General features: G+C 71.0%; 14 protein-coding genes and 1 pseudogene. 5 read left to right on the top strand and 10 right to left on the bottom strand.

Features of this window, described 5'->3' with window-relative positions; all coding sequences use genetic code 11:
* A pseudogene (locus tag BFF77_RS36485) lies at positions 1-127 on the bottom strand (SDR family oxidoreductase); the annotation flags it as partial.
* Between the two features lie 2 nt (positions 128-129).
* The coding region (locus tag BFF77_RS02300) for an SDR family NAD(P)-dependent oxidoreductase (RefSeq protein WP_245703102.1) at positions 130-616 on the bottom strand (487 nt) is incomplete at its 3' end.
* Between the two features lie 132 nt (positions 617-748).
* Here BFF77_RS02300 and BFF77_RS02295 point away from each other — a divergent pair.
* Positions 749-1,342: a TetR/AcrR family transcriptional regulator gene (locus tag BFF77_RS02295; RefSeq protein WP_066943236.1), complete on the top strand. Its 594-nt coding sequence runs from the start codon at positions 749-751 to the stop codon at positions 1,340-1,342.
* A 428-nt stretch (positions 1,343-1,770) separates the two neighbouring features.
* Here BFF77_RS02295 and BFF77_RS02290 read toward each other — a convergent pair whose 3' ends face one another.
* From BFF77_RS02290 to BFF77_RS02280, 3 genes are read right to left on the bottom strand one after another with little or no spacing between them, the layout of a single operon-like run.
* Positions 1,771-4,527 carry a bifunctional YncE family protein/alkaline phosphatase family protein gene (locus BFF77_RS02290; RefSeq protein ID WP_066943234.1) on the bottom strand — a complete coding sequence of 919 codons (2,757 nt, stop codon included), beginning with the start codon at positions 4,525-4,527 and terminating at the stop codon, positions 1,771-1,773.
* A gap of 4 nt (positions 4,528-4,531) precedes the next feature.
* Positions 4,532-5,899, bottom strand: a complete 1,368-nt coding sequence (locus tag BFF77_RS02285; protein ID WP_066943232.1) for an ABC transporter permease — start codon at positions 5,897-5,899, stop codon at positions 4,532-4,534.
* Positions 5,896-6,837 (bottom strand): ABC transporter ATP-binding protein, encoded by a 942-nt coding sequence (locus tag BFF77_RS02280; protein WP_066943230.1) that lies wholly within the window; start codon positions 6,835-6,837, stop codon positions 5,896-5,898. The genes BFF77_RS02285 and BFF77_RS02280 overlap by 4 nt, the downstream gene beginning before the upstream one ends.
* Before the next feature lie 415 nt (positions 6,838-7,252).
* On the opposite strand from BFF77_RS02280, the gene BFF77_RS02275 reads away from it, so the two are divergent.
* Positions 7,253-8,479 (top strand): hypothetical protein, encoded by a 1,227-nt coding sequence (locus BFF77_RS02275; protein WP_066943228.1) that lies wholly within the window; start codon positions 7,253-7,255, stop codon positions 8,477-8,479.
* A 103-nt stretch (positions 8,480-8,582) separates the two neighbouring features.
* Here BFF77_RS02275 and BFF77_RS02270 read toward each other — a convergent pair whose 3' ends face one another.
* A complete protein-coding gene (locus tag BFF77_RS02270; RefSeq protein WP_066943226.1) occupies positions 8,583-9,251 on the bottom strand; it encodes a winged helix-turn-helix transcriptional regulator in 669 nt (222 codons plus the stop codon).
* A gap of 70 nt (positions 9,252-9,321) precedes the next feature.
* Here BFF77_RS02270 and BFF77_RS02265 point away from each other — a divergent pair, with 70 nt between their 5' ends.
* Positions 9,322-10,902, top strand: a complete 1,581-nt coding sequence (locus BFF77_RS02265; RefSeq protein WP_245703100.1) for a DHA2 family efflux MFS transporter permease subunit — start codon at positions 9,322-9,324, stop codon at positions 10,900-10,902.
* Between the two features lie 73 nt (positions 10,903-10,975).
* Positions 10,976-11,731 (top strand): hypothetical protein, encoded by a 756-nt coding sequence (locus tag BFF77_RS02260; protein ID WP_066943222.1) that lies wholly within the window; start codon positions 10,976-10,978, stop codon positions 11,729-11,731.
* A 230-nt stretch (positions 11,732-11,961) separates the two neighbouring features.
* On the opposite strand, the gene BFF77_RS02255 is transcribed toward BFF77_RS02260, so the two are convergent.
* Entirely contained in the window at positions 11,962-12,843 is an 882-nt protein-coding gene (locus tag BFF77_RS02255) for an alpha/beta fold hydrolase (protein ID WP_066943220.1), read from the bottom strand.
* Between the two features lie 431 nt (positions 12,844-13,274).
* On the opposite strand from BFF77_RS02255, the gene BFF77_RS02250 reads away from it, so the two are divergent.
* On the top strand, positions 13,275-20,255 hold the full coding sequence (locus tag BFF77_RS02250) for a glycoside hydrolase domain-containing protein (RefSeq protein ID WP_079124753.1): 6,981 nt from the start codon (positions 13,275-13,277) through the stop codon (positions 20,253-20,255).
* A gap of 328 nt (positions 20,256-20,583) precedes the next feature.
* Here BFF77_RS02250 and BFF77_RS02245 read toward each other — a convergent pair whose 3' ends face one another.
* The 3 genes from BFF77_RS02245 to BFF77_RS02235 are packed head-to-tail and all read right to left on the bottom strand — an operon-like array spanning position 20,584 to position 26,401.
* Entirely contained in the window at positions 20,584-23,514 is a 2,931-nt protein-coding gene (locus tag BFF77_RS02245) for a hypothetical protein (RefSeq protein WP_066943218.1), read from the bottom strand.
* A gap of 2 nt (positions 23,515-23,516) precedes the next feature.
* Complete coding sequence (locus tag BFF77_RS02240) at positions 23,517-25,364, bottom strand: HSP90 family protein (protein ID WP_066943216.1); 1,848 nt, start codon at positions 25,362-25,364, stop codon at positions 23,517-23,519.
* A 56-nt stretch (positions 25,365-25,420) separates the two neighbouring features.
* Positions 25,421-26,401 carry a hypothetical protein gene (locus tag BFF77_RS02235; RefSeq protein ID WP_066943214.1) on the bottom strand — a complete coding sequence of 327 codons (981 nt, stop codon included), beginning with the start codon at positions 26,399-26,401 and terminating at the stop codon, positions 25,421-25,423.
* Between the last annotated feature and the right edge of the window lie 80 nt (positions 26,402-26,481).

Raw genomic sequence — 26,481 nt, 5'->3', positions numbered from 1 at the left:
GCTGGGCGCGACCACGGCGATCGTGGCACCGGTGACATAGCTGGCCTTCGGCGACGCGAGGAAGGCGACCACCTCGGCGATCTCGGCGGGCTCGGCGGCGCGCTTCATCGCCGTGGTCGCGCCCAGCNNCCTTGGTCGCGCCGTAGGCCGCACCGGTGGCGAGGCCGAGGCTGCCGGCCATGCTGCCGATGTTGATCACGCTGCCCGATCCCCTCGCGGCCATCGCCGGGGCGAAGGCGGCCACCAGGAAGAAGGGCGCGCGGACGTTGCCGTCGAACATGGCGTCGTAGTCGGCCGGTGTCAGCTCCTCGGTCGGCGCCCAGAACGACACCCCGGCGTTGTTGACCAGTACGTCGATCTCGCCTGTCTCGGCGGCCAGCCGGCTCGCGCTGTCCGGGGTGGTGAGGTCGGCGGCGACGAACCGGGCCTGGCCGCCGGCCGCGACGATCTCCGCCACGGTCTCGGCGCCGCGCTGGGTGTTACGGCCCACCACGACGACGGACAGGCCGTCGGCGGCCAGCCGGTTGGCGACGGCCCGGCCGATGCCGGAGGTGGCCCCGGTGACCAGCGCGGTCAGGGGGCGGGGCTCGGAGGCGGTGGCGCTCTGTGCGGACATGGGAGACACCTTTCAAGATTGGAAGTCAGACCGGTCTGTCTGACAAGGAGAAGATAGACAGACCTGTCTGCCTGCGTCAAGCGCAAGGGCCCTCCTTCCAGACAGACAGATCGGTCTGTTAAGGTCCGGGGTATGTCCGAGAAGCTGCTCTCTCCCAAGGAACGCAGTGCCGCCGCGCGGGCGCGACTGCTGGCGGCGGCCAACGAGTTGTTCTACGCCGAAGGCGTGCAGTCGGTCGGGATCGACCGGGTCATCGAGCGCGCCGGGGTCGCCAAGGCGACGCTCTACAGCGCGTTCGGAAACAAGGACGGCCTTGTCAGGGCCTATCTCCAAGCCCGCCACGCGGCGACCGCCGAACGGATGGAGCGCGAGCTGCAGGCGCGGTACGACACCCCGAAGGAGCGCCTGATCGGCGCCTTCGAGGTGCAGGGGCTGTCCTTCACCGAGCCGGGCTTCCGCGGCTGCGCGTTCGTCAGCGCCAGCTCCGACGCCCCGCCCGGAGGCGTGGTCGACCAGGCCGCCCAGAACTACCGGACGTGGCTGCACGACCTCTTCCGCGATCTGGCCCAGCAGGCCGGCGCCACCGACGCCACATCACTGGCCCAGCAGCTGGTCCTGCTCTACGACGGCGCCGGCATCAGCGCCTGGATGGACCGCGACCCCAGCGCCGAAAACGCGGCCCGCACCCTGGCGGCCGTCGTGGTGAACGCCGCGATCCCGGACTGAGCCGGATTGAGCCGCCCCCCGGAGGGCTCGGCGGCCATCGGCGTCACGCCGGACGGCCCGCATCAGCACGTGGGTACGTTGCCGATGAACGGGGCCGATACGTCTCCCGCACCACCGATACGCCTCCCGCACCACCGGTGCGACCGGTGGTGTGCTCCGCGCTCTCGCCGGGCGGCAGCCCCCGGGAGGTAGTGGCATCGGGCGGGTTCGGGACCCGTTGCCGGTCCGGGCTCCCGTTCGGGAGCCGCGTCCGGCGATCGGCAGGCATGCGGCTTCCGGCCCGTGGCGTGGGAAGGGGAAGGGGAAGGGCCCCTGCCGGCGGTGACGCCGTGCGGGGGCCCTTCCGACCGGCGGGAGTTCAGCGGATATCAGCCGGTGTCAGTCGATGTCGGTCGGTGTCGGTCGGTGTCAGCCGATGTCAATCGGTGTCAGTCGGTGTCCGACGAGGGGATGTAGGCGCCGGGAACGTCCTTGGGCGCGTACATCTTGTTCTCGCCCGGGTAGGGCTTGGACCAGTTGTGCGTCTCGTACCAGGTGAGGTGGTCCATCTGCGCGGGGGGCGCGTAGTCGGGCACGGCATGGGGCCCGGTCAGCCGCTGGTGCGACTTCCAGTCGTTCCACTCGTTCGCGAGCGCCGTCATGCCCGCCGGAACCTTCGCCGCCGGCACGGCCGCGGCCTTGGGGTCCTGCGGGGCCGGGGTGTCGACGCCGCACGACGGCGTGGTCTTCACGCCGTCGGTCAGCGGGATGCGGTTGGGCAGCGCGGTGAACGGGGTGAGGTCGGGCTTCTTGGTGAACGCCGAGGCCATCGGGGTGGCCGCGCTGTCCTTCTGGTTCATCGGGCGGACCCCGAGGATCTGCTCGATGGTCCGGATCATGGTGATCTGGGAGTAGTAGTGGCTGTCGACGACGCCGTGCCGGGCGTACGGGCTGATGATCTGGACGGGGGCACGGTGGCCGTCGACGTGGTCGAGGCCGGCCTGGGAGTCGTCCTCGGTGACGAAGATCGCCGAGTCCTTCCAGTACTTGCTGTGCGAGATCTCGTCGACGATCCGGCCGACCGCGAGGTCGTTGTCCGCGACCTGGGCGGCCGGGCTGACCGGGCCGCCGGTGTGGTCGCTGGAGAGCCAGAACATGTTCAGGTTCGCCGGCCCGTTCTTCTTGAAGTCCTGCCTCCAGATCTCGGACCGGTAGACGTCCGGGACGCTGGTGTCGTACTTCGGGAAGGCCGGCACCGACACGTCGTTGAGCGACGGTATCGGCGAGGACGAGGTGAGCTTGTAGGCGGACTGCTTGCCGGACGCCTTCATGTCCTTGGCATCGCAGTACAGGTTCTGCCAGCTCGCGTCGGCCGGCTTGGACAGGAACTGGTGGAACTCGCCGAAGTTGCGCACCGACTTTCCGGCGGCCTGCGCGCCGGTCCAGATGAAACCGGACTTCTGGTGGCCCAGCGCGTCGTCCTCGGTGTCGTAGCTGCGCAGGTACTCACCGGCCGAGGACTCGGTGTACTCGGGGTTGTCGGCCTGCATCAGCCAGTTGTGGCCCTCGGCGGAGTTCGTACCGACGTCGTAGGTGTTGTCGTACAGGCCGAACTGCTTGGCCAGCGCGTGCTGGTTCGGGGTGACGTTCTCACCGAACTGGGCCAGCGACGCGTCGCCGTCGCCCTCGGGGATGTCGCCGAAGACCTGGTCATAGGTCCGGTTCTCCTTGACGATCAGGAAGACGTGCTTGATCGTCGAAGGGTCACCGATCTTCACCGGCACCGGTACCGGCTTGGCCTTGCTCTTGCCGTTGGCCAGCCGGACGGAGTTGTCGGTCCAGCCGTTCTGCTTGAAGACCTTCTTCGTCTGGGACCTGATGGTCTTGTCGTCCGGCAGTGTGAAGTGCGTCAGGCTGGAGGTGGTGTCGTGGGTGCCGCGTCCGGCGGCGGTGGTGGGACGGCGGGCGTCGATACCGCGCGTGTTGGAGACGACGATCTCCTTGCCGACGGTCGCGATCTCCGCCGGGAAATAGTCGGTCGGCAGCAGGCCCACGTAACTGACCGGCTCCTGAGGCGACTTGTACTTGTAGACGGCGACCGCGTTGGCACGGCCGAGCGTCACCAGCAGGCGATTGTCGCTGGTGAGCGTCACCGCGTTGGGCTCGTACCCGACCGACGCCTGGGGCCACGGCTGGGTGGAGATCGTCTGGACGACCTTGTCCTTGGCGGTGTCGATGACCGAGACGCTGTTGTCGGCGGTGTTGGTGACGAACACCGTCTTCTTCGTGGCGTACACCGCGGTCGGGTGCAGACCCACACTGATGCTCTTGGCCGCGGCGGACGGGTTGGCCAGGTCGACGACGCTGACCGTGCCGGTGGTGGTGGCACCCGTCACCGGGCTGGCCGGCACCTGCGTGCCGTAGGAGTTGATCGTGTCCTCGCCGGGACCCGCCGGACGTCCGCCCTCGTTGCTGATGTAGAGCTTGTCGCCGACCCGGACCATGCCGCGTGGGGCGTTGCCCGTGTTCCAGCTCTGCTCGATGACGCCGGTCGCCGCGTTGATGGCGACCACCCGGTTCTGCCCGTTGACCGCGGAGTAGACCGTGGAGCCGTCGGCGGAGAACACCGCCGCGGACGCCAAGGAGCGCTTGGAGCCCTGTGCCGGGATGGAGACGGTGGTCGGGTTGGACAGACTGCCGTCCGGGTTCACCGTGAACTTGGTGTAGCCGTCGGCCCGGCCCAGCCACAACTGCTTGCCGTCGGGCGAGTAGGTCGGGCCTTCCTGGCCCACGTCGCCACCGCTGATCTTCAGGTCGGCCCCGGCGCCGCTGCCGATGACCTGCTGAAGCTTGTAGTTCTTGAGGTCGATGATGTTCAGCACCATCCCGCCGTCGGTGACGGTGGCGGCCATGTGCTTGCCGTCGGGGCTGATGGTGGACGACATGATCTTGCCGTTGTTGAGAACCAGGCGCTTGCCGTAGGGGGCGAGGTACTGGTCGCTGGAGATCAGCAGCCCGTTGGTGGTGGTCTGCCCGACGTGCACCGTCCCGAAGGAGTCGGTCTCGGCGAAAGCGGTGCCGGCGGCCGCGACGGCCAGAACGGTGACCCCGGCCGTCATGAGCGGTACCCGGCGGCCGATGCGCCTGTTGCCGAGATAGACCGCGTCGTCCTTCTCCGTCTGGATGCGGCGGCGTGCTACCTGCATCAAATCATCCTTTCGAGGTGGAAAGCAGTTCGACGTTGCTGTCGAACTGCCACAGCGGGTTCGGCGCGTCCCCGTAAGGGGTCCGCACCAGGAAGTAGCCGTTGACTTCCTTCGGTCCGTCACCGTCGGCGACGAACCGCCCGTCCGCGGTGAGGTCGAGTTGATAGACGGCCTGCCCGGTGGCCTCGCTGTCGGGCAGGTGCCACGACACGACGCAGCGCCAGTCGTTGCCCGCGCCCTCGGCGTCGTGGTCGACGTTGCCCTTGGTGCACGCGGCGCTGGACTTCAGCTGCTCCTCGGTGACGGCGGGACGGTGGAGCTCGTCGGCCTGCATCCGGTAGAGATGCGCGAACGCCGTGGCCAGCGAGCGCTCCACCTTGGCCTGCTGGATGCCCGAGCCCGAGTAGGTCGCGCTCGTCACCGCGGGAAGGACCGCGATCGTCACGGCGAGCAGCCCGGTCAGCGGCAGGACTCCGGCGACGAGCGCGCGGCGCGTCAGGCCGTCATCGGTCACATTGGTGAAGTCGCGCCGCAGGAACAGCAGACAGGCCAGCGCCGTGGCGGTCACGGCCCACACCAGGCTGACCACGATGCCGATCAGGAGCGGGCCGAGCTGCGCCGGGCTGGTGAACAGACCGTTCCACGCGATGAAGGCGTAGCCGGGCAGGGCCAGGCGCACGGCCGCCGGCAGCGGCAGCATCTGGGCCAGTTGCATCGCGAGCGCGACGAGCGCGGGCAGCAGCAGTCCCATCGGGGAGCGGCCCAGCGTGACGGACCCGAGAAGTCCGATCCCGGCGAGGGCCAACGTCGGGGCGAGCACACAGGCCCAGGCGAGCAGTACGGTGCCCGCGGCGCCGCCGGGCGTCATGAGGTGGTCGTCGAGGCCGACCAGCGGACGGTTGCCCACCGCCACGAGCCCGCCGGCGGCGCTGGAAGTGACCAGGCCGACGACCAGCAGCAGGATGACGGTCAGGCTGGCCAGTGCCTTCGCCGCGAAGATCCGCCGAGGCGACCGCACGGTCACGAGCAGGTGGCGCCAGGTGCCGAGGCGGTCCTCGGCGGCGAAGACGTCGCCCGCGACCACCGACGTCAGCAGCGGAAGGGCCCAGGTGCCCGCGAAACCGAGCGTCACCAGCGGGCCCGCCCAGCCCGTGGACTGCATCCAGCGGCCGAAGAGGGTGTCGACGGGCAGCGTGGTCTGCTGGCTCACCGCGACGACGAACAGCGCCGGTGCGATCCAGCAGGCGAGGACCAGCAGGCGGATCCGCCACTGCGAGACCAGCTTGACCAGTTCGAAACGGTAGGCGCGGAACACCGGGATGCGGCGGGCACCGCCGTACGGGTGGTCCACGGGGGCCGCGGTCGCGGTCATCGGGAGTCCTCCTGCTGCTCGGTGAGGGCGAGGAACGCGGCCTCCAGCGGCGATACGACGGGGGCGAGCTCGCGCAACGCGATACCGGCGTTGACGAGTCGCACCACCAGTTCGTCCACGGCCGGCACCAGCGCCCGTACGACGAGTGCTTCGGCGTCGTACCGCGGCTGAGCGTCGTCGACGACCAGGACCCCGGCGGTCCCGGCGGCGACGCGGCGGGCGGCTTGGGCGTCGGAGGTGATCAGCCGGTAGTCGAGTTCACGGTTCTCGTCCGCCAGCTTGCTCAGCGGGCCGGAGAAGACGACCTGCCCGGTGGCGAGGATGGTGACCTCCGAGCACAGTTCCTCGAGGTCGTCCATGCGGTGGCTGGAGAGCACGACGCTCACTCCCTCCGCCGCGAGCCGGGTGAGCACCCGGTGCACGTGTCTCTTGCCTGCGGGGTCCAGACCGTTGGACGGCTCGTCGAGCACGAGCAGCCGGGGCCTGGTGAGCAGGGCGGCCGCCAGACCGAGCCGCTGACGCATGCCGAGCGAGAAACCGCGGGTCTTGTCGTCGGCCACAGCGGTGAGCCCGACCTGGTCGAGGGCGTCGTCGACCCCCGCCGCGTGTGCCTCGTTACCGCGCAGCGCGGCCAGCGCGGCCAGGTTCTGCCGGGCGGTGAGCGACGGGTACAGACCTGGCCCGTCCACGAAACCGGCGACACCGTCGGGAGCGGCGAGCGCCCGCCCGACGGGCGTACCCAGGATCTCCAGCCGGCCCGCGTCGGCGACGGCCAAGCCCAGCAGAAGGCCGAGCAACGTTGTCTTCCCGGCACCGTTCGGGCCCACCAGGCCGTGAATCTGACCTGAGGTCACGTCCAGGTCGACGCCGTCAAGCGCGACCACATCGTCGAATGTCTTGGTGATCCCACGGGCTCGGATCGCGTTGAGTGTCTCCATGAGTCCCTTCCTTCACGGCCCTCACGGACGCTAGGTGGGTGGCGGAGCATTCAGACGGAAACCGAGTTGAACAGACGAAGAACGATTAAGGTCCTGTCCGGTCGACGCGATCGCGCCGGATGTCCCGGCAGGGCGGATCCGTTCACCGTCGGGCCGCTGTCGCCGCCGCCGGCGCCGCTGCCGACACCGCTGTCGCTGCCGCTGTCGCTGCCGCGGCGGTCAGCGATCTCCGCGCCGAAGCGCTGGACCCCGCCGCCTCGTTCGTGGAAAGTGGTGGGCGGGGATTGCGCCTAGACTTTCCGCCTGCCGACGCATGACGATCATCCGCCCGCCGCTCGACCCGAGAGCGTTGTGCCGAAGTTCAACCGTGGCGCATCGCCTCAGCCTCCAGCGACTCCGACGTACCGATTGAGCCATGCCCGAACTCACCTGTCCCCGCTGCCGGCACCAGGGGCAACAGCACCGCTGGTGGGCACACCGCCACGACGGCGTCATATGCCCGCGTTGCCATCTCACCGAACGGATCACCGAGGTCCTCGACGACGGTACCGGCCAGGTCTCCCCTGCCCTGCTGCCGCTGCACGAGGCCATCCGCACCCAGCCCCGTCCGGACGCCGGGCTGGTCTGGCTCGTCGGCAACCGGCACATCGCCCCCCTGCTGGCCGATCTGGCGACCGGCCGGTTGCCGCTCAGCCATGAATCCCTCAACGACCATCCCTCCCCGCAGTCCGCGGCACACCTGCGCGACCTGCTCGTCCAGCACAAGATCCTCGAACAGCGCGACCGCTATCTGGTCCAGTTCGAAGCCTGGCTGTCCCGGACCCTCGCCTCCGTCGAGCCGGCGGAAGACCGAGAACTGATCGGCCGATTCGCCACCGGACACATCCTGCGCCTGCGGGAGCGCGCCACCCGGGAGCCCCTGACACCGGGTCTGGTCGACCGCCCGCAGCACGAGATCAACTCCGCGAAGGCCTTCCTGGTCTGGCTGCGCGACCACGGCGCCACCCCGGCCACGTGCGCCCAGGACCACATCGACACCTGGATCGCCACGGGCAGTACGAGCCGCCAGGGCACCCGCGCCTTCATCACATGGGGCACCGGGGACGGAGCGTTCCCCCGCCACCTGAGCGTGCCGTACAACCTTCAGGTCACCCGCCGGCGGAAACCCGCGCGCGGCACGTTCGACCACGAACAACGCCTGCGACTCCTGCGCGACATACTCGATCCCGCGACCGACTACATTCTCCGCGACCGTGCGGCCTTCATCATCCTGATCCTGTTCGCCCAGCCCCTGGCTCACATCACCGCGCTCACCATCGACGACTTGGCCCTGAGCAACCACGAAGTCCGCATCAGCATCGACCGACCGCACGAGCCGCGCCTGGTGCCCGATCCCTTCGCACCGGTCCTGCGCGACCACGCCCTCAACCGGGGCCCCCGCAACGTCGAGGCCAACCGCACCAGCCCCTGGCTCTTCCCGGGCAACCGCCCCGGCCAGCACATCCATGCCAAGCACCTGAAGAACCACCTGAGCCGCTACGGCATCGAGGTCACCAGAACCCACCTTGCCGTCCTGCGGGCCCTGGCCCAGGAAATGCCACCCGCCGCCACCGCGCTGAGCCTCGCGAGCGACTCGGGTTGAACCTGGCCGCCACCGAGAATCCGGTGGGCCGGAGACTGGATGGGCGGGTCACCGAGCTCCGGTTCGGTCCGCGAGGTCCTTGCCGACGGGTGGGGGGCGACGCTCATCCCGGGACCCCGTCCTGGGCGCGCGCCCGGTCCTGGGCGACCGGGCGCAGGCGGGTGAGCAGGTCCCGTCGGCCGGTGGTGGACAGACCGAGTTCACCGGCGCGTTCGAGATCGATCAGGCCGCTGAGCAGGCCGAGGACGGCGCGGGGCGGGCCGTCCAGGACGAGGTCCGGGTCGGTGGCGCGGCCGAGCCTCGTGTGGACCTGGCCGCCCCGCAGTTCGATGACGGCCGACTCACCGGCCGCGAGGAGCTGAATGACCGCGGGCGGGGCGTCGGGATCGGCGTCGGTGGTGAACCACGCCGGGGCGTAGGCCAGCCACTGTGCCTGGAACGTGTCGTCCGGCCGTTCCTCGGCCATGAACCGGAGCCCCCACAACCCGAGTGCCTTCAGGACCGGTTCCAGTTCCCGGCCGGACTCGGTCAGCCGGTAGAGGACGGTGGCGATCGGCGGCGGTGCGTCCTCGCGGCTTATCAGCCCGGCGGCTTCGAGGTCCTTGAGGCGGGTCGACAGCAGGTTCGCCGCGATGCCCGGCAGCCCGTTCCTGAGGTCCGTGAACCGGCACGGGCCTTGCAGCAGCAGTTCCCGGGCGATCAGCAGCGTCCAGCGGTCACCCACCACGTCGAGGGCGCGGGCGATCGAACAGTACTGGCCATAGCTCCGCATGCGCCCAGCGTACTACGCGAGGTAAAGTGATTGGTAGAAAAAATAAACCAACTAGGTATAATCTTTCACCATGACTCGTACGTCATCGAAACCACTGATGCTTGTCGCCCTCCTCACGGCGTCGTTCGTGATCAATCTCGACACCACGCTCGTCAATGTGGCGCTGCCGACCCTGTCGCTCGAACTGGACACCTCCACCGCCGAGCTGCAATGGGTGGTGGACGCCTACAACCTTGTGTTCGCAGCCCTGCTGCTGACCTCGGGGAGCCTGTCGGACCGCTTCGGCCGCAAGGGCATGCTCATGGCCGGTCTGCTGGTGTTCGGCGTGGCCGGCTTCGCCGGCGGATACGCCGGCTCACCGGAGGAGCTGATCGCGGCCCGGGCCGTGATGGGCCTGGGGGCCGCCATGACCTTCCCGGGCACACTCGCACTCCTCACGGGCGTCTTCACCAGCCGCAAGGAGCGGGCGCTGTCCATCGGCCTGTGGGGCGCGACGGCCGGTGTCGCCATCGCGCTGGGCCCGATCGTGGGCGGTTTCCTGCTCCAGCACTACAGCTGGGCGAGCGCCTTCTACGTCTTCGGTCCGATCTCCCTGGCCGTCATCGCCCTGGTGGCCCTGTTCGTCCCCAAGGAGCGCGCTCCCGCCGCGCACCGCCTGGACTATCCGGGCCTTGTCCTGTCCGGCGGCTTCATGGGACTGCTGGTCTACACCATCATCGAGGCCCCCAACCACGGCTGGGCGTCCCCGGCGTCACTCGTCGGCTTCGCCGGTTCCGTGATCCTGCTGATCGCGTTCATCGTGAGCGAGCGCCGCGCCGACGAGCCGATGCTCGACGTACGGCTCTTCAAGGACATGCGTTTCAGTGCCGCCAGCGCCGCGGTCACCATCGCGTTCTTCACCCTGCTCGGGTTCATCTTCCTGATCACGCAGTACTTCCAGTTCATCCGGGGCTACAGCGCGCTGTCCACCGGTGTCCACCTGCTGCCGGTCGCGGTCTCCGTCGCCGTGGGATCGACCCTCGGCACGCGGCTGGCGGTCCGTGCCGGCACCAAGGCGATCGTCACGGCCGGGCTGGGCCTCCAGGCGGTCTTCTACTTCTGGGCCGCCGGCACTCTCGGCCCGACGCTCGACTACGGGATCATCGCCGTCCAGATGGTCGTCTACGGCCTGGGCATGGGCCTGACCTCCGCGCCCGCGACCGAGTCCATCATGGGAGCGGTCGCAGCCGACAAGGCCGGCGTCGGGTCCGCCATCAACGACTCCACCCGCCTGCTCGGCGGAACCCTCGGTGTCGCGGTCATCGGCAGCGCCTACGCCACTCTCTACGACTCACGCCTCACCGATACCCTCCCGCCGCTGCCCTCCGGACTCACGGACCTCGCCCATCAGTCCGTCGGAGCGGCGTTCGGTGTCTCCGGCCGGTTCGCCGCCCTCGGCCAGTCCTCCACGGCCCAGGCCGTCCACCAGGCCGCGAGCGACGCCTTCCACGACGGCCTCGTTCTCGGCTGCGTCGTGGCCGGACTCGCGGCGGTCGCCGGCGCACTGCTCGCCGCGGTCTTCCTGCCCGCCCAGCCCCCGCACCGGCCCGCACCGGACGACGCGGCCGACCCGGTCGACGCCACCGAACACCGAGAGGCCCCGGTTCGATGACGCAAGCGGAACCCGACGTCGCCGGCGACCACCGGAACGGTGTCCTCGCCGGCACTGGAATGAGGTGACTGTGATGATTGATGTGCCCGTCTACGTCTGGGTGCTCACCCTCGTCGGAACAGCGGGGTTGGTCGGGGCGACCGGCCTCGTGCTGTACCGGGGTGCGGAGCGCGCGGGTCTCGGCCGCCGCCGTGCGGCCGGGCTCGGTGCGGGCTCGGTGGTGCTGCTCGGCGGCTGGTTCACCATCAGCGGGATGATCGCCGCGAACGGCTGGTATCTCAACAGGCCCGGGCGGCCTCCCGGGCTGCCGATCGTCTTCGCCGCCGTGCTGGCCGTTCTGCTGGCCGCCACCTGGATACCCGTGGTGGCCCGTGCCCTCGCCGCCCCCGGGACGCTCAGCCGTCTCGAACTGCCGCACGCGTTCCGGGTGGTCGGGGTGGTATTCCTGATCATGATGGCCCTCGGTCACCTGCCCGCGCTGTTCGCCCTGCCCGCCGGACTCGGCGACATCGCGACCGGGCTCGCCGCCCCCTTCATCGCCCGCCGTATCGCGCAGGGCACCGGTCGCCGGACCGCGGTCCGGTTCAACGTGCTGGGCATGATCGATCTCGTCGTCGCGCTGACCCTGGCGATCCTCATCGGCAATCAGATCCTCGACGTGACACCTTCCACACAGGCGATCACCCAACTACCGCTCGCCCTGATCCCCACGGCCGCCGTCCCGCTGCTGTTCACACTGCACATCACGTCCCTGCGGCGATTGGCCGCCCTCGGACGGACATGGCAAGGAACGACGAGCGGCGCCGGCACCGGTCCCGGCCACCGCTGAAAGAACGTTTCGCGCCGGCCGGAGCCGTTTGATCCGAGGTTCAGGCGGGTCGGTGGAGGCGGTGCCCGGACACCTTCACCGACCGGGCCCGTCCCCGGGCCGAACCGGTACGGCCCCGACCCCACCGGGCCCTACCGGCGGCGGGCAGCGCGACGATCCCGGCGGCCCACCGCCGCGACGATTCCGGCGGCGGGCCGTGCCGGAGCGGCGGGCGGCACTCGTGGAGCGGCTCAGCCGCTGTGCGATTCCAGGGCGTCGATGATCTGCGGCCAGAGCGGGCGGGGGCGGTCATGGCCCATGTCGGGAATCAACAGGAGTTTCGAGCCTCGCACCAGCTCCGCGGTGCGCCGCCCGCCGCTGGGATCGATGAGCGTGTCGTCCAGGCCGTGGACCACCAGGGTCGGGATCCGGAGCTGCCGAAGAGCCTCGGCGCGTGAGCCGGCGAGGGTCATCGCCGCGAGCTGGCGTGCCAGACCGGCCGGGTAGTACGCGCGGTCGTAGCTTCTGGCGGCCAGTTCGCGAACGGTCGCGGGGTCGCCGTAACGCCTGGAGGCCCACACCAACTCCCTTTCCGCCGCCGCGATGTATCCCTCGCGGTCCGACGGCTTCGGGCTGGAGAGCACCGCCCGGGCCTCGGGGCTCGACAGACCGTATTCGGTTTCGCCGGTCGAGGACATCATCGACGTCAACGACAGCAGCCGCTCGGGCCGGGTGACCGCCATCGTCTGGGCGATCATGCCGCCCATCGAGGTCCCGACCACATGCGCGCGTTCGATGCCGAGCGCCGTGAGCAGACCGAGGCCGTCGTCGGCCATGTCCCGAAGGGTGTAGACGAGCATCCCCAGGGCGGAGGGAATATCGCCCGAACTCACCGTGGCGATGAACTTGCCCATGTCCACGGGGTGATCGTCGAACTTCGTGGACAGCCCGGTGTCACGGTTGTCGTAGCGGATGACATGGCGGCCACGCCGCGCCAGCGCACGGCAGAAGTCGTCGTGCCAGGCGATCATCTGAGCACCGAAGCCCATCACCAGCAGGACAGGCGGGTGGGAGGGGTCACCGAAGGTCTCGTACTCGACGGACACCTCGGGCGAGACGTGAACGTTTGGCATGGCTCGGAGTGTCCACCATCGCCGGTCGGAACGCACACCGTTGGGGGAGGTGCCGACGCTCCACCCGCGACGGCGCGGCTGCCGCGGCCGACCGGCCCGGGTCCAGCGGCCGTCCTGCCATTCGTACGGGCCCGTCAGCGAGCCCGCCCGTCACCGGGCCTGTCCGTCCACCGGGGCCGCACGTCGGCGGGCCGTGCCGCGCGAAGGCGGGGGCCTTTTTCGCTGCGTCCGGCGCGCATCTCCTGTGTGAGTTCCGTTTGCCCGTTGTACGCCTTTTCCCTGTGTGATGGCGCAGTTCGTGAACGCGACGGGTGCAGTCCCGTGCGTCCACTGCCGTCTCGCTCCGCACGTGCCGGTGTACGGTCGGTCTGACAACGTTGTCTTCCTCCAGGTCGGCTCGTGCGGACGTACCGCGACGCTGGAGAGGTCACGTGCCCATCAGATCCCAAGTCCCCTTGCCCCGCGCGGTTCCACCGCGTACCGCCCGCCGACGTCGTCGACCCCTGCACGCGACGGTCGCCGTGCTGCTCACCGGCGCGCTCGGCTTCGGCGCGCTGGCCGGTGCCGGTGCCGCCGCGGCCGTGCCCGTCACCACCACGCCCGCGGGCACGTCCGGCGGGACGGACTACACGAAGCTCGTCGACCCGTTCGTGTCGACCGCGGGCGACGACGGCAACGACCTGCCGGGCGCGCAGGCGCCCCACGGTCTGGCCAAGGTCAACCCGCTGACCACGCCGAACCGCAACCACACCGGGTACGACTACAACGAGGACCACATCGCCGGGTTCACCTCGACGAACCTCGACGGCGTCGGCGGCTCGGGAGGCGGCGGCGACCTGCTCGTCGTCCCGACCTCCGTGCAGTACGACAGCCGGCCCGCCACCGGCACGTACGCCCACGCGTTCAGCCACGACGACGAGACCGCGACGCCCGGCTACTACCAGGTGGGCCTCGGGTCCGTCTCCGGTACCGCGTCGTCGGTGAAGCAGGACTCCGGCACCATCAAGGCCGAGATGACCGCGACGACGCGTACCGCGTTGCAGAGGTACAGCTTCCCCGCCGGATCGAACCCCGAGCTCGTCCTCGACCTGGCGAACAACTTCACCAGCCGCACCCGCTCGACCATGAAGGCGACGACGCTCCCGGACGGGACCACGTCGATCAGTGGTCTCATCGCCGGGTCGTTCAACGGCGCCGCGTACCAGCTCTACTACAACGCCACCACGAACGTCCCCGTGACCTCCCTGAAGAGCTGGGGCAACGACGGCAGGCTGAGCGACGCGACCACGCGGGACGGGTCCGACACCGGCGCCGTCCTCGGGTTCGACCAGGCCGCAGGCGACGACATCGAGCTGCGCGTCACGCTGTCGCCGATCAGCGCCGAGCAGGCCGCGACCGACCAGCGCAACGAGGTGGGCGGCCTCACCTTCGACCAGGCGCGCGCCCGCACGAAGGCCGCCTGGAACACGTCGCTCGGCGCGGTCGACGTGCGCGCCTCGGCGAAGTCCGACCCCGGGTCGACGCTCACCAAGGAGTTCTACACGCACCTGTACCGCATGTACGCGCTGCCGGTGAACGCCACCAGCACCAGCGGTACGTACCGCGGCGCCGACGGAGCGGTGCACGAGGCGAACGGCTTCACGTACTACGACGGCTGGTCCACCTGGGACGACTTCCGCAAGTACTCCGTCGAGGCGTACATCGACCCGGCCACCTACCGGGACATGATCCAGTCGTTGATCGTGCTCTTCGCCGACACGCGCGCCTCCGGCAAGAGCCTCGGCGGCCTCACCCACTCGGTCCCGACCGTGCGCTGGGAGCGCTCGGCCGTGCTGGTCGCCGACGCGCTGTCGAAGGGCTTCAAGAACTTCGACCGGCTCGACGAGGCGTACCCCGCGCTGCTGTCGTACTCCGGGTACTACACCGGGGCGCAGCTGCGGCAGGGGTACGTCACCGGTGATCCCGGTACGACCGTGCAGCGCGGCTACGACCAGTGGGCGCTCTCCGTCGTCGCCGACGCGCTCGGCAGGAAGGACGACGCGAAGAAGCTGCGCACCCGGTCCACCATGGCGATCGACAACCTCGTGAAGTCCGGCGCCTGGACCGCGGCCGACGGCACGGAGGTCGGTCTGCTCACCCCGCGTGCCGCGAACGGCGACTGGCAGAGCGCCGACTACGAGAAGTTCGAGGCGGCCGGGCTCTACCAGGGCACGCTGTGGCAGTACCACTGGTACGACGCGTACGACATGGGCGGCCTCATCGAGGCCATGGGCGGCGAGAAGGCCGGCAGGGCCGCGGTCAGGCACATGTTCGGCGAGGACTCCGGTGTCGACGACGGCTCGACCATGCTGCACTCCAACGCGAACGAGATCGACCTCCAGGCCCCGTACCTCTTCAACTACGTCGGCGAGCCGAGCCTGACGCAGAAGTGGGTGCGGGCCATCTACACCGGCACGACCTGGAACCGCTACATCGCGACGGGCTCGACGAACGAGGCCCCCAGCTCCGGCGGCCAGTTCACCCCGCCGGTCAGGACCCAGGTCTACAAGCTCTCGCCGAACGGCTTCCTGCCGACCATGGACAACGACGCCGGCACCATGTCGACCATGTTCGTCGGTGCCGCCCTGGGCCTGTTCCCGGTGACCGCCGGCTCCAGCCAGTTCCAGATCGGCAGCCCGTTCTTCGACTCCACGACGATCACGTACGCCAACGGCTCCCGGTTCACGGTGAAGGCCGACGGCGTGTCGCCGAGCAACTACTACGTGCAGAACGCGACCCTCAACGGCAAGCGGTTCGACAACACGTGGCTCGACTACTCGCAGATCATCTCCGGCGGAACCCTGGACTTCACCATGGGCTCCAGGCCCTCCCAGTGGGGCGCCCGCACGAAGCCCGCGTACTCGCTGAACACCGACTCGGGCGACACGGGTGACGGCGGTACGGGTACGGACAAGGGCGACACCGTCGTCTCCGCCCAACCGGGCAGCGTCGCCACCACCGAGGACGGCACCGTCCACGACAGCGTGAAGCTCACCCTGTCCGGACCGGCGTCGTTCGACGCGCGCAACGGAACCAGCCTCACCAGGACCGGGGCCGCGAGTGTGACCGGCCTGCCGGCCGGTGTCACGGCGGACCTCCGCGTCAGCGGCTCGCGCACGGCGACGCTGTCGCTCACCGGCACCACGAAGGTCGACGCGCGCTTCGGCATCACCTTCCGCGACGCGGCCTTCGCCCACGGCGTGCGGGCCTCCACGGTGGGCGGCACCGGGACATCCCCGACCGACCCGCTCCTGATCTCGGCCGCCGCGGTGCACCGCGAGGCCCTGGGCGCGCTCGTCGACCAGGCGTCCCTGGTGCGCGGCGCCAGTTACTCCGACGGCTCCTGGAACCTGTTCCGGTCGGCCCTCGAACGCGCGCGGACCGTCCTCGCGGACACCACCTCCGCGACGGGCACGATCATGGCCGCGGACGACGCGCTGCACTCCGCCATCGACACGCTCACCATCGACGAGGGCGGCTACGCCGTCCTCCAGGCCGAGGCCCCCGACCAGAAGGAGGGCCCCAGCCTCGTCAGCGAGCGGAACAACTCCGACGGCAACCTCGGCGGCGTCACCGAGGGATCGTGGGAGCGGTTCACCAAGCTGGACTTCGGCGAGGCCGCCCCGCAGAGCATCTCGGTCCGCTACGCGAACTCGCAGCCGACGAACGCGAAGCCGAGCAGCGTCGACATCCACGCCGGCGCGGCCGACGGCCCTGTCGTCGCCACCGTCCAGCTTCCCGGCACCGGCGGCTGGCAGTACTACACCACGGTGCAGGCGGCCGTCACCGACCCGGACGCCCTGCTGGGCGCGAAGAGCGCGACATTCGTGTTCCACGCCCCCTCGGGCCAGCAGTGGGTGTCGAACTTCGACTGGTACCAGTTCTCGCCGTACGAGGTCTCGGCGTCCCCCACGACCACGCTCGCCACGCTGACCGCGGTGAACACCACCACGACCGGCAACGGCTCGCTCCCGCTCAACCTCTCGAACGGCATCTTCGAGAACGTGACGAACGACGCGTGGGCGCGCTGGAAGGACACCGACCTCCGCGACGGCGCCGACACCGTCACCGTCAGCTATGACAAGCCCCAGTCCCGCGCGGCGTCGGACTCGCACATCGAACTGCGCCTCGGCTCGAAGGACGGCCCGAAGAGCGTCGACATCCCCCTCGACTACAGCGGATCGGGCTGGGGGACCGTCGCCACCACGAGCGTGCAGCTCGACCCGGGCGTCTTCACCGGCGTCCAGGACGTGTACGCGGCGTTCGTCTCCAGCACGCAGACCGCTTCCCAGCCCTACGTGGCCAACGTCTACTCGCTGGCCCTGACGCGGACCGCCGACGCCCCCGTGGGCTTCGACGCCACCGCGTTCCGCTCGCACAGCGGCGGCGGGCTCAAGAGTGAGCCGGTCGGCTGGACCGGCTCGGGTTCCACCACCGACCTCGGCGGTACCTACAACGGAGCCTGGCTCGACTACGGGGACATCGACTTCGGCAGCTCCCCGAAGAGCACCGTCACCATCACCTACGTCAACAACTCCGCCCGCTGCGGCACCGGCTCCGCCGTCCAGCTCTACCTGGACTCGTTCGACGCCGCCGACCCCGGCACGCCGTACGCGACCGTACCGCTGCCGGTCACGGGAAGCGCGTGGTCGTCAGGAGGGACGACGAGTCTGACACTGCCCGAGACGGTCACCGGCACGCACACCGTCCACCTGCGGCTGACGACGAACCCGGACTCCTCGCACCCGTACGTCGCGAACCTGGGCCGGATCACCTTCGACCACGTCGAGACGCCCACCGTCACGGACACGTCCGCCCTGCGGAAGGCGATCGAGCAGTACGAGGGGCTCTCCGCCGACGCGGAGCGCTACAACACGATCGACTTCGGTGTGTACGAGCGCGAACTCGCCGCGGCGCGCGCCCTCGTCGACACCGACGACGTGACGCGGCTCGAAGTCGACGCCCGGACGCGTCGCCTCACCCTGGCCGCCGGACAACTGGTCCCGCTCCCGAGGCTGCGACTGGAGAACCTGGTCGCCACCGCGTCGGCCCTCGGCAACGACCGCTACACGGACGCGTCCTGGAAGGCGTTCACCAAGGCGCTCGCCGAGGCGAGGACCGCGGTCGCGGACGGCGCGGCCACGGACGCGGCGCTCACCGCCCGGTACGACACCCTCCGCCATGCCCTGTCCGCGCTCACCACGAAGCCCAGGACGGTGCCCGCCACGCCTGACGCGGTGTCGGCGACGTCGTCCGGCTCCAGTGTGACCGTCGCCTGGTCCGCGCCCGAGGACACCGGCGGCTCACCGGTCACCGGCTACGAGATCACCCTCAGCGACGGCCACCAGGTCGAGATCCACGATCCGGACAGCCGGAGCACGACGTTCACCCGGCTGCGGGCAGGCAGGTCGTACACGGCACGCGTCCGGGCGGTGAACACGTTCGGCGCCTCGCGCCCGAGCGCCGCCACGGCACCCGTGGTGACCGGCGGCGGCAAGCCGCAGAAGCCGACCGTGAAGGGTGTGATCACCGACGGCGAGCGGGTCCGCGTGACCTGGCGGGCGGCCGGCGACGGCGGATTCCCGATCATCGGCTACACCGTGGCCCTCGGTGACGGAACCACCGCGCACGTGCCCGCCACGACCGACACGGCACTGCTCACGGCCACCGGCAGGGCCACGGCACACACGGCCACCGTGACCGCCGTCACCCTGGCCGGGACCTCGGACGACTCCGCCGCGACCGTCCCGGCGACCGCTGCGGCGGCCACCTCGGTGACCGCCTCCGACCCGGCGTACGAGCCGTCCCCCTTCCCGGACGACACGCTCAACGCCACCTACGCGTCGGACAGGTGGCCGGGCACCGGCGACGGGGCCGACTACTTCTCCGATCTGCTCAACGGCGTCGAGGACCTCGGTTCCGACGTCCTCGGTTCCGACGCCAAGGTGCCGAACGGCACCGCGCTCACCGCTGAGAACGACCGGATCGCGGTGCGTGTCAACAACGCGGCGACACAGAAGGAGGTGGACCGCGCCGAGGCCGACGCGACGAACAGCGCCACCGTCACGATGGCCGACGGCCTCGGCTCCCGGCTCGGCCAGATCTACCGCGACGCCCTGAACGGCGGCCGGCTGCCGAAGACCAGCGCGCTGTTCTCCCGCGTCACGAAGAACCTCGACCAGGTCGACGCGGCGAGGAACCACTACGCCTACCCGCGCCCGTATACGCGGCTCGGGTTCGTCGGCGACGGCGGCGACATCTACGAGTCGCAGGACGGCTCGTACGGCAGCCTCGCCACCAGCGGCTCGTACCCGAGCGACCACACCTACGACGGCTACGAAGCGGGGACCGTCCTCGCCACCCTCCTGCCGGAGCTGGCGCCGTCGATCCTCGCGCGCACCTCGGAGTACGGGAACAACCGCGTCGTCCTCGGCTTCCACTACCCGCTCGACGTCATGGGCGGGCGCATCGCCGGACAGGCCACCGTCGCACACCGCTGGGCCGACCCGGACTTCGCGAAGCTGCTGACCCAGGCCCACACCGAGATGGAGAACGTGCTGCTCGCGCGGTGCGAGGAGGAGGGCTACGGCGACACGCTCACGGCCTGCGCGGGCGACTCCTACGCGGGCCTGAGCACGGCGCAGCACGTCGACCTGTACACGCGGCGCCTGGACTACGGGTTCTCCCGGGTCGGGAAGTCCGGGCAGCCCCTCAGGATGCCGTCCGACGCGGCGGCCCTGCTGATCACGGCGTTCCCGGACCTCACCACCGCGCAGCGCGCCCAGATCCTGGAGCAGACCGCGACGGACTCCGGCTCCCCGCTGGACCTCACCGGGGACGGCGGAGCGAGCTGGGAGCGGATCAACCTGGCGGCCGCGATGTCGGCGCACGTCGTCGTCAACGCCGACGGGTCGGTCACGGTGACGAACCACTCGGACGCCACCGGGGCCGGTGTCGCCGACGCCAGGGCGATCACCGTCGCGGGCGCCGCGATCGACGGATTCGACCCGGCCGTGTCCACGTATGTCGTCGACTGGCCGAAGGACAGGAAGATCCCGGCCGTCTCCGCCGTACCGGCCCGGTCCGGCGCGCGGGTGAAGGTCACCGACGGCGGTTCGGTCCTCTCGTCGACCGGGTCCCGGTTCACCACCCGCACGGTCAAGGTGACCTCGGCCAACGGTTCGGTCACCCGGACCTACACGGTCGGGTTCCAGCTCACGGACCGCGACGACCGTCCGCTCGCGGCCGGCGGCGACGGCCGTGACGGCGCGATCGCGGGATCCGGCCTGTGGTCCCACTCGGGCCTGTTCGGCATCGGAGGCATCGCCGCGGACGGAGCCCGGGCGATCCTCGGGGCGCCGGCCACGAGGTGACCGCCGGACCTGCCGCGCCCCGTGGTGCCGCGGCAGGATCCCGCTGATCCCCGAGAGGCACACAGCCGACGGCCCCTCCGGGCGAACCCTGGTGTTCGCCCGGAGGGGCCGTCGCCGTGCCGAGGGGGAGCGAGAGGCCACGGACGTGGACGCGAAGGACGAGGCGGAGGGTGGCCGGCCGGTGTGCCTTCGGCTTCATGCCGTGCGGTGTGCCTCCGGCTCCGTACCGTGCGCGGTCGCCACCGCGTCGGCCGTCTTCGCCGACCGGGGTGGAAGGCGCTCCCGGTGCGGGGGCGGTCGCCCCGCCCCCGCACCGGGAGCCGTCACATCACTCCTCGTCGCGCAGCCGGGCCGCCAAGGAGGTCAGCGCCTCGGACTCCCCGGTACGGCCCAGGGCGGTCAGGTGGGAGACCGCCGCGTCGAGGCGGGTGAGGGCGGGGGCGGGGCGTTTCAGGTAGATGCCCTCCACGGCACCGGCGAGACGGACGCACTCGGCCCACTCCTCGGCACGGTCCCCCTCCGCCGGCTCGCCGAGCAGAGCGAGGGCCTTTTCCAGGGCCGCCAGGGCGGTCTCGTACTCGCCGGCGTAGGCATTGACCCGCCCGTGTTCGTAGGCCAGCGCGGTGTCCAGGGAGCGACCGCGGGTCTCGTACCCGGCGGCGCGGGCCTCGTCGGCGATCCGGCCGGCTTCGGCGAGGTCGGCGAGGGCGTCGGCCAGACCGTCGGGGCCCAGCTGATGGGCCTGGAGACGGGCGAGTTCGCGCAGGCAGTTGCTGAGCTGCTCGTAGCGCGGGGCCCGGGCGTGGGCGGCGAGCGCCTGGTCCGCGGCCTCGCGGGCCCGGCCGAACTCGCCGGACTCGCCGAGGAGCACGGCCGTCTCCGCGGCGATCATGGCGTGGCTCCCCGGGTCGTCGTCCCAGCCGGCCGACTCGGCCGCGAGGGCGGCGAACTCCGCCGTGGCGGCCTTGAGGTCCTCCGCCGCGTGCAGCGCGCGGGCGCGGGACAGGCGCAACTGGGCCACGAGCCGGTCGTCCAGCTCTCCGGCGACCACGCCGGGGTCGGCCAGGAGGGAGTCGAGCAGAGCGATGCAGTCCTCGAACCGGCCCAGGTCGAGGCTGAGCTGGGCCGCGTTGCTGTAGGTGCAGAACGCGTCCGTCCGGCTGCCGCGGCGAAGGTCCAGCTCGGCCGAGCGCGTCAGGTGCCGCAGTGCCTCGTCGGGGCGGCCCAGGTGCATGCACGCCTCGGCCAGATCACCGTGCAGGCGGGCGGTGTCGACCACGTCGGCCGGCCAGCCGGCGGCCAGCCGCAGGGCCTCGGCCAGGTCCGCGTGAGCTGCCTGCGCGTCCTGGAGGCCGAGCCGCAACCGGCCGCGCAGTCCGAGCGTGCGGGGCAGATGCCAGGCGGGGCCGTGCGCCTTCAGCAGGTCGACGAGGGCGTCGGTCTCGGTGGTCGCGGCCGGCAGGTCACCGGAGACGGCGTACGTACTGGCCCGCAGCAGCCGGGCGCCGGAGATCTGCCCGGCGATCTCGTGCCGGGTGGCGAACGCGGACAGCAGGTCCACTTCGGCGAAGGCCGGCGCGACGTGCTCCTCGCTCCGCGAGACCTGCAGGCGCATGCCGAGCGCGGTCGCCCGCAGCCGCAGCAGGCGGGCCTCCTGGTGCGGGGTGAGCCCGGGGGTCTCCTCGTGCAGGCGGACCATGGACGCGTGGGCGGTGGTCAGCGCGGCGGCCGTCACCTCGGCTCCGTCGGCTTCCTCGGCGGGGATCTCGCCGGCGGCGAGCAGGGCGGCGGCGCGGGCGAGCGCCGCGTGACCCGGCGCTCCGGCGTCGTCGTACAGGCCCGCCGCCTCCTCGTGGAGGGCGGCGGCCTCGGCGAACTCGTCCTTCTCGCCGGCCTGCCTCGCCTCGTGGTCCAGCAGGTCCGCGCGCAACCGTACGAGCGGGCCCACGGCCGGGTCGTCGGGATGGGCGTAGTCGCGGGCGGTGACGAGCGTGCGCAGCCGCGCCCAGCAGGCGTAGGCGTCCGGGTGCCCCTGTTCGTCCAACGCCCGTGCCCGGACGAGGAGTTCCGGAAGCGACTCAGGGACGGCGGCGGCCGCGGGGGCGGCGGGCGCGGCGGCCGGCGCGACCGGGGCCACGCTGTCGAGGGTGCGGGTGCGCAGGGTCAGTTCCAGTGTGTCCCGGAGCGGGGCACGGTCGAGGCGGGCCCTGCGCCGGCCGGTGTGGGCCGTGGTTCCGTTGCGGGCGTCGAAGCGGGCGGCGAGGTCGGCGGCGCGGCCCCCCACCTTGGCGCGCAGGCCGGACACCGTCCAGGTGCGGCCCGCGTATCCGGCGGCGGGCAGTTCGCCGTGGCCGAGGAACTCGACGCGCTGGAGGAGGACCTCCACGCCGGTGGAGAAGTCGAACAGGTCCAGCGGCGAGTCCACCTCGTCGAACAGGTTCCGGTTCTCGGCGAGCAGTTCCAGGCCGCGTGCCTCGTTGCCGGTCAGCGCGCAGAACTCCAGGTGCCGGCCGACCTCCCCGGCCATGGAGGGGTTGCGGCGGCAGCCGCGATAACCGGCGAGGTGCAGTTCGCGGGCCCGGTCGGTACGACCGGTGCGCAGCAGGGGCAGCAGCGCGTACGAGACGGAGCGGACCGGCTCCTCCTGGCAGGACTCCTTCCCGGCCAGGACGGGTTCCCAGGTGCGCAGCGCCCGCTCGTCGTCGCCTGCCGTGAGGTGGTACAGGGCGCGCTCGCAGATCTCGCAGGCCTCGCAGTCGCTGAACGGGGTGCGGGTGCGTCCCGCCCACAGCTCGTAGGCGGGGGTGGTGTCCTCGCCGAGGTGGGCGGCGAGCTGGTACGTCTGTCCGTAGTAGGGCTGAAGGCCGAAACCGGCCTTCTCGTAGCGGGCGCGCATCTCCGTGAGCCACTGACGCAGGCTGGCCAGCGGTATCTCGGGCAGCGCGAGCAGGGCGGTGGCCACCCATTTGAACCGCCAGAACAGCAAGTGGCGCAGGCGCTCGTCGAAGACGTCGGGCTGCTCGTCGAAGAGCGTGAGCAGGCGGGCGAAGACGACGGGCGACTTCCGGGGTTCGGCGCCGTAGGTGTACGCCTCCTGGAGTTCGAAGAGCGCCTGGACGAGCGGGACGGGCTCGGCGAACAGCTCGGCCGCCTCGACCAGTTCCTCGGCGGCGACGGTGCGGGTGCGGCCGTAGGGACGCCGGTCGTTCTCCTGGAGCGCCTGGTACAGCTCATCGGTGGTCTGGGGTGCGGTCGGCATCGTCACCTGTCCTTGCGGAGGGCGTGGGCGAGAAGGTCGAGGAAGGAGCGGTTGATGAGGCTCGATTCGGCGGGCCTGAGCGGGCGCCGGGACAGCAGCGCGGCCTGCCCGTAGAGGGCTTCGGCGCTGGTGCGGGCCAGCTCGGGCTCATCGATGGCGATCGCGGTGCGGACCAGCGGGTTGAGCTGGTTGAGGATCAGCTGGGCCCGCGGGGCCTCCTGGCGCAGCGCGCCGAGGATGTCGCCCCACAGGCCGCCCTCCTGCTCACGGGCGAGCTGGGAGCGGGTGCGCTCGTGCCGGGCGTCGCGGCTGTCGACGAGGAGGGCGGGGGCGGAGGCGGGCTGGAAGGTGCGCAGCGCGACATCGCAGTCGAAGACGGCGAGGGCGTCGCGGGCCAGGGCGAGATAGGCCGCCGCGGCCAGTTCCGTCTCGCGGTCGACGGGATCGAGATGGGCGGTGAGGGTCGCCGGGTCGAGGTCGGCGACGCTGACCTCGGGCCTGATCTCGGGCAGCCGGTGGACCAGTTCACGGTCATAGGTGTAGCCGCCGTTGACGACGCCGAGCCCGGCGGCCGAGGCGATCGCCGCGACCTGCCGGAACTCCTCCACGCTCGACGTCACGAGCACCGTGCGGTGGGTGCGCGCGAACTCGTCGAGGGTGGTGTGCCCGTCGGTGGTCTCGAACGGCAGCCAGGGCAGCAGCATCCGCAGGATCTCGTCGTCGTGCACCGCGAGCGACTTCACCGCCAGATGGTGGGCCTGGAGGAAGCGGGCGAGCAGGTCCGGGTCGCTGGCGGCGGCCCGGGCGATCCACGCGCGAAGCCGCTCGGCGAGGGTCTCGCGGACGGCGGCGAGGGTGTCGTCCTCGTACAAGGACTCGCGGGACGCCGTCGGGCGCAGACTCTCGGCGTCGACCACGCAGCGGACGAAGAACGCCCACTCGGGCAGGATCTCCGCGGCCTGCTCGGACAGCATCATGCCCTTGACGTGCACGCGGTGGCCGAGGCGGCGCCCGGCCGGCACCGCCTCGGGCAGCACGCACGCGATGCCCTTCAGGCCCACGGCCGGCAGGTCCAGGTCGATGGTGTCCAGCGGCGTGAACCCGAAGACCTCCTCGCCGTACGCGGCCAGCGCGCGGGAACGCGCTCCCGGCGTGGGGTAGGTACGCGCCCAGGGGGCGGGCTCGGGGTTGACGGCTGCGCCCGGGCCGCCCGTGCCGTCGTCGAAGGTCACCGGGTGGCGCAGCAGGGAGCCGAAGTGCCGGGCCAGCGCGTGCACCTGCGCCGGCCGGGTCCACTCGTCCGCGTCGGCGCGCGGTGTCAGTGTGACGGTGGTACCGGGCCGGGGGCGTGCGGAGGCGGGCAGTGTGCGGACGGTGTAGCTGCCGTCGCCGCGCCCCCGCCACTCCACGGCGGGCGCGTCGGGAGTGCGGGCGGAGCGGCTCATGACGTGGATCTCGTCGGCGACCAGGAAGCAGGAGAGCAGGCCGATTCCGAACTGGCCGATGAAGTCGCCGCGCTGCTCCGCGATCCGTTCGGCGCGCTTGCTGCTGCGGCCGATCGTGGCGAGGAAGGCGTGCACGTCGTCCGCGGTGAGACCGATGCCGTCGTCCTCGACGCGTACCACCGAACCGTCGGCGTACAGGCGGATGCCGAAGGCGTCGGAGGGGGCGGCCGGTTCGAGGCCGTGCCGGGCGGTCAGCGCGTCCACCGCGTTCTGCAGAAGTTCACGCAGGTAGACGCGGGGGCTGGAGTAGAGGTGGTGGGAGAGGAGATCGACGAGGCCGCGCAGATCCACCTGGAAGGTGTGGTCGGCGCCCGCCGCGTGCGCGGTGGTGTCGGGCAGAGTCATGGGCAGTCCGGAGTGGGAGGGGCGACAGGTGCCGCGGAACAGGGATCGGCGTGTGCTCAGACGCGGCGGCGGGCGAACTGCTCCTCGGGCTCCGCGAAGTAGGTCCAGGGCCAGCGGGTGTAGGCGCCGTCGAGCGCCTGGAAGACGCGCCGGACCGTGTGACGCTCGTCGGCCAGCGACAGGGCCATGGCGAACTTGTTGAAGTCGTGCTGCCAGCCCGGGCGCCGCTCATAGGCGGGGTGCAGGATGCTGTGGTCGGCCGCGGCCCGCAACTCGGCCTGGATTTCCGGGGTTTCGAGGCAGTCCTCACTGTCCGACTCGACCCAGTCCTCGATGTGCGCCATGGCGATCACGCAGCCGAGCCGGTGCCCCTGCGGGGCGCGGGTGAGCGCGTCGCGGGCGAACGCCAGGCCCTCGCCCGGCTCGCCGCCCCAACGGGGCTGCAACTGCGACAGCCATTCGATGTGGATCTCCAGGTCCAGCGGGTCGCGGCGCAGCGCGGCGTCGAGCCGGGTCTCGTTGACGGCGGGGCCCAGCGACATGCCGCGGCCGGAGGTGAGGAGCTGGCGCCACGGCGTGACCCACTCCGGCCGTGACTCGGCGGCCTCGAACAACTGCTCCTCGGCGATGCGGAGCCGCTCGTGGAAGACCCGCCACTGCTCCCGCGTGACGTCCTTGGCACGCTGGGCCGTGCGCGCCTCCCAGCCCCAAGCGACGTGGCGGGCCCCGGATATCAGCAGGGCCGTCGCCCGGTGCTCCTTGTCCTCCTCGACGGCCCGGCCGATCCAGCCTTCCACGCCGGACCAGTTGGCGAACTCACCCAGGACGTGGTGGTCGCGGCCGAGATCGAAGGGGACCAGCCCCGCCTTGACCGCCTGCCAGTCACCCGCGTCGGCCGACTCCATCAGCGTGAGCACCCGCCTGTCCCCGAGCGCGCGCAGTTGGTACATCCCGTTCTTCCGTCTGCGGGGGACGGGAAGGGCGTGCGGATCCGCAGGCGGTCTCTCCCCACCCCTACCGAACAGCCTGTCGAACATGCCGCAACCTCCCCTGAACCGCGTGATCGTCGGTGCAGCATAGGCGGCCCCACTGACATCAATTCCACAGGGTGTTCACG

The organism is Streptomyces lushanensis (assembly GCF_001700515.1).
In the GTDB taxonomy this organism is placed as follows: domain Bacteria; phylum Actinomycetota; class Actinomycetes; order Streptomycetales; family Streptomycetaceae; genus Streptomyces; species Streptomyces lushanensis.
This window is presented reverse-complemented; position numbering and strand designations above follow the sequence as displayed.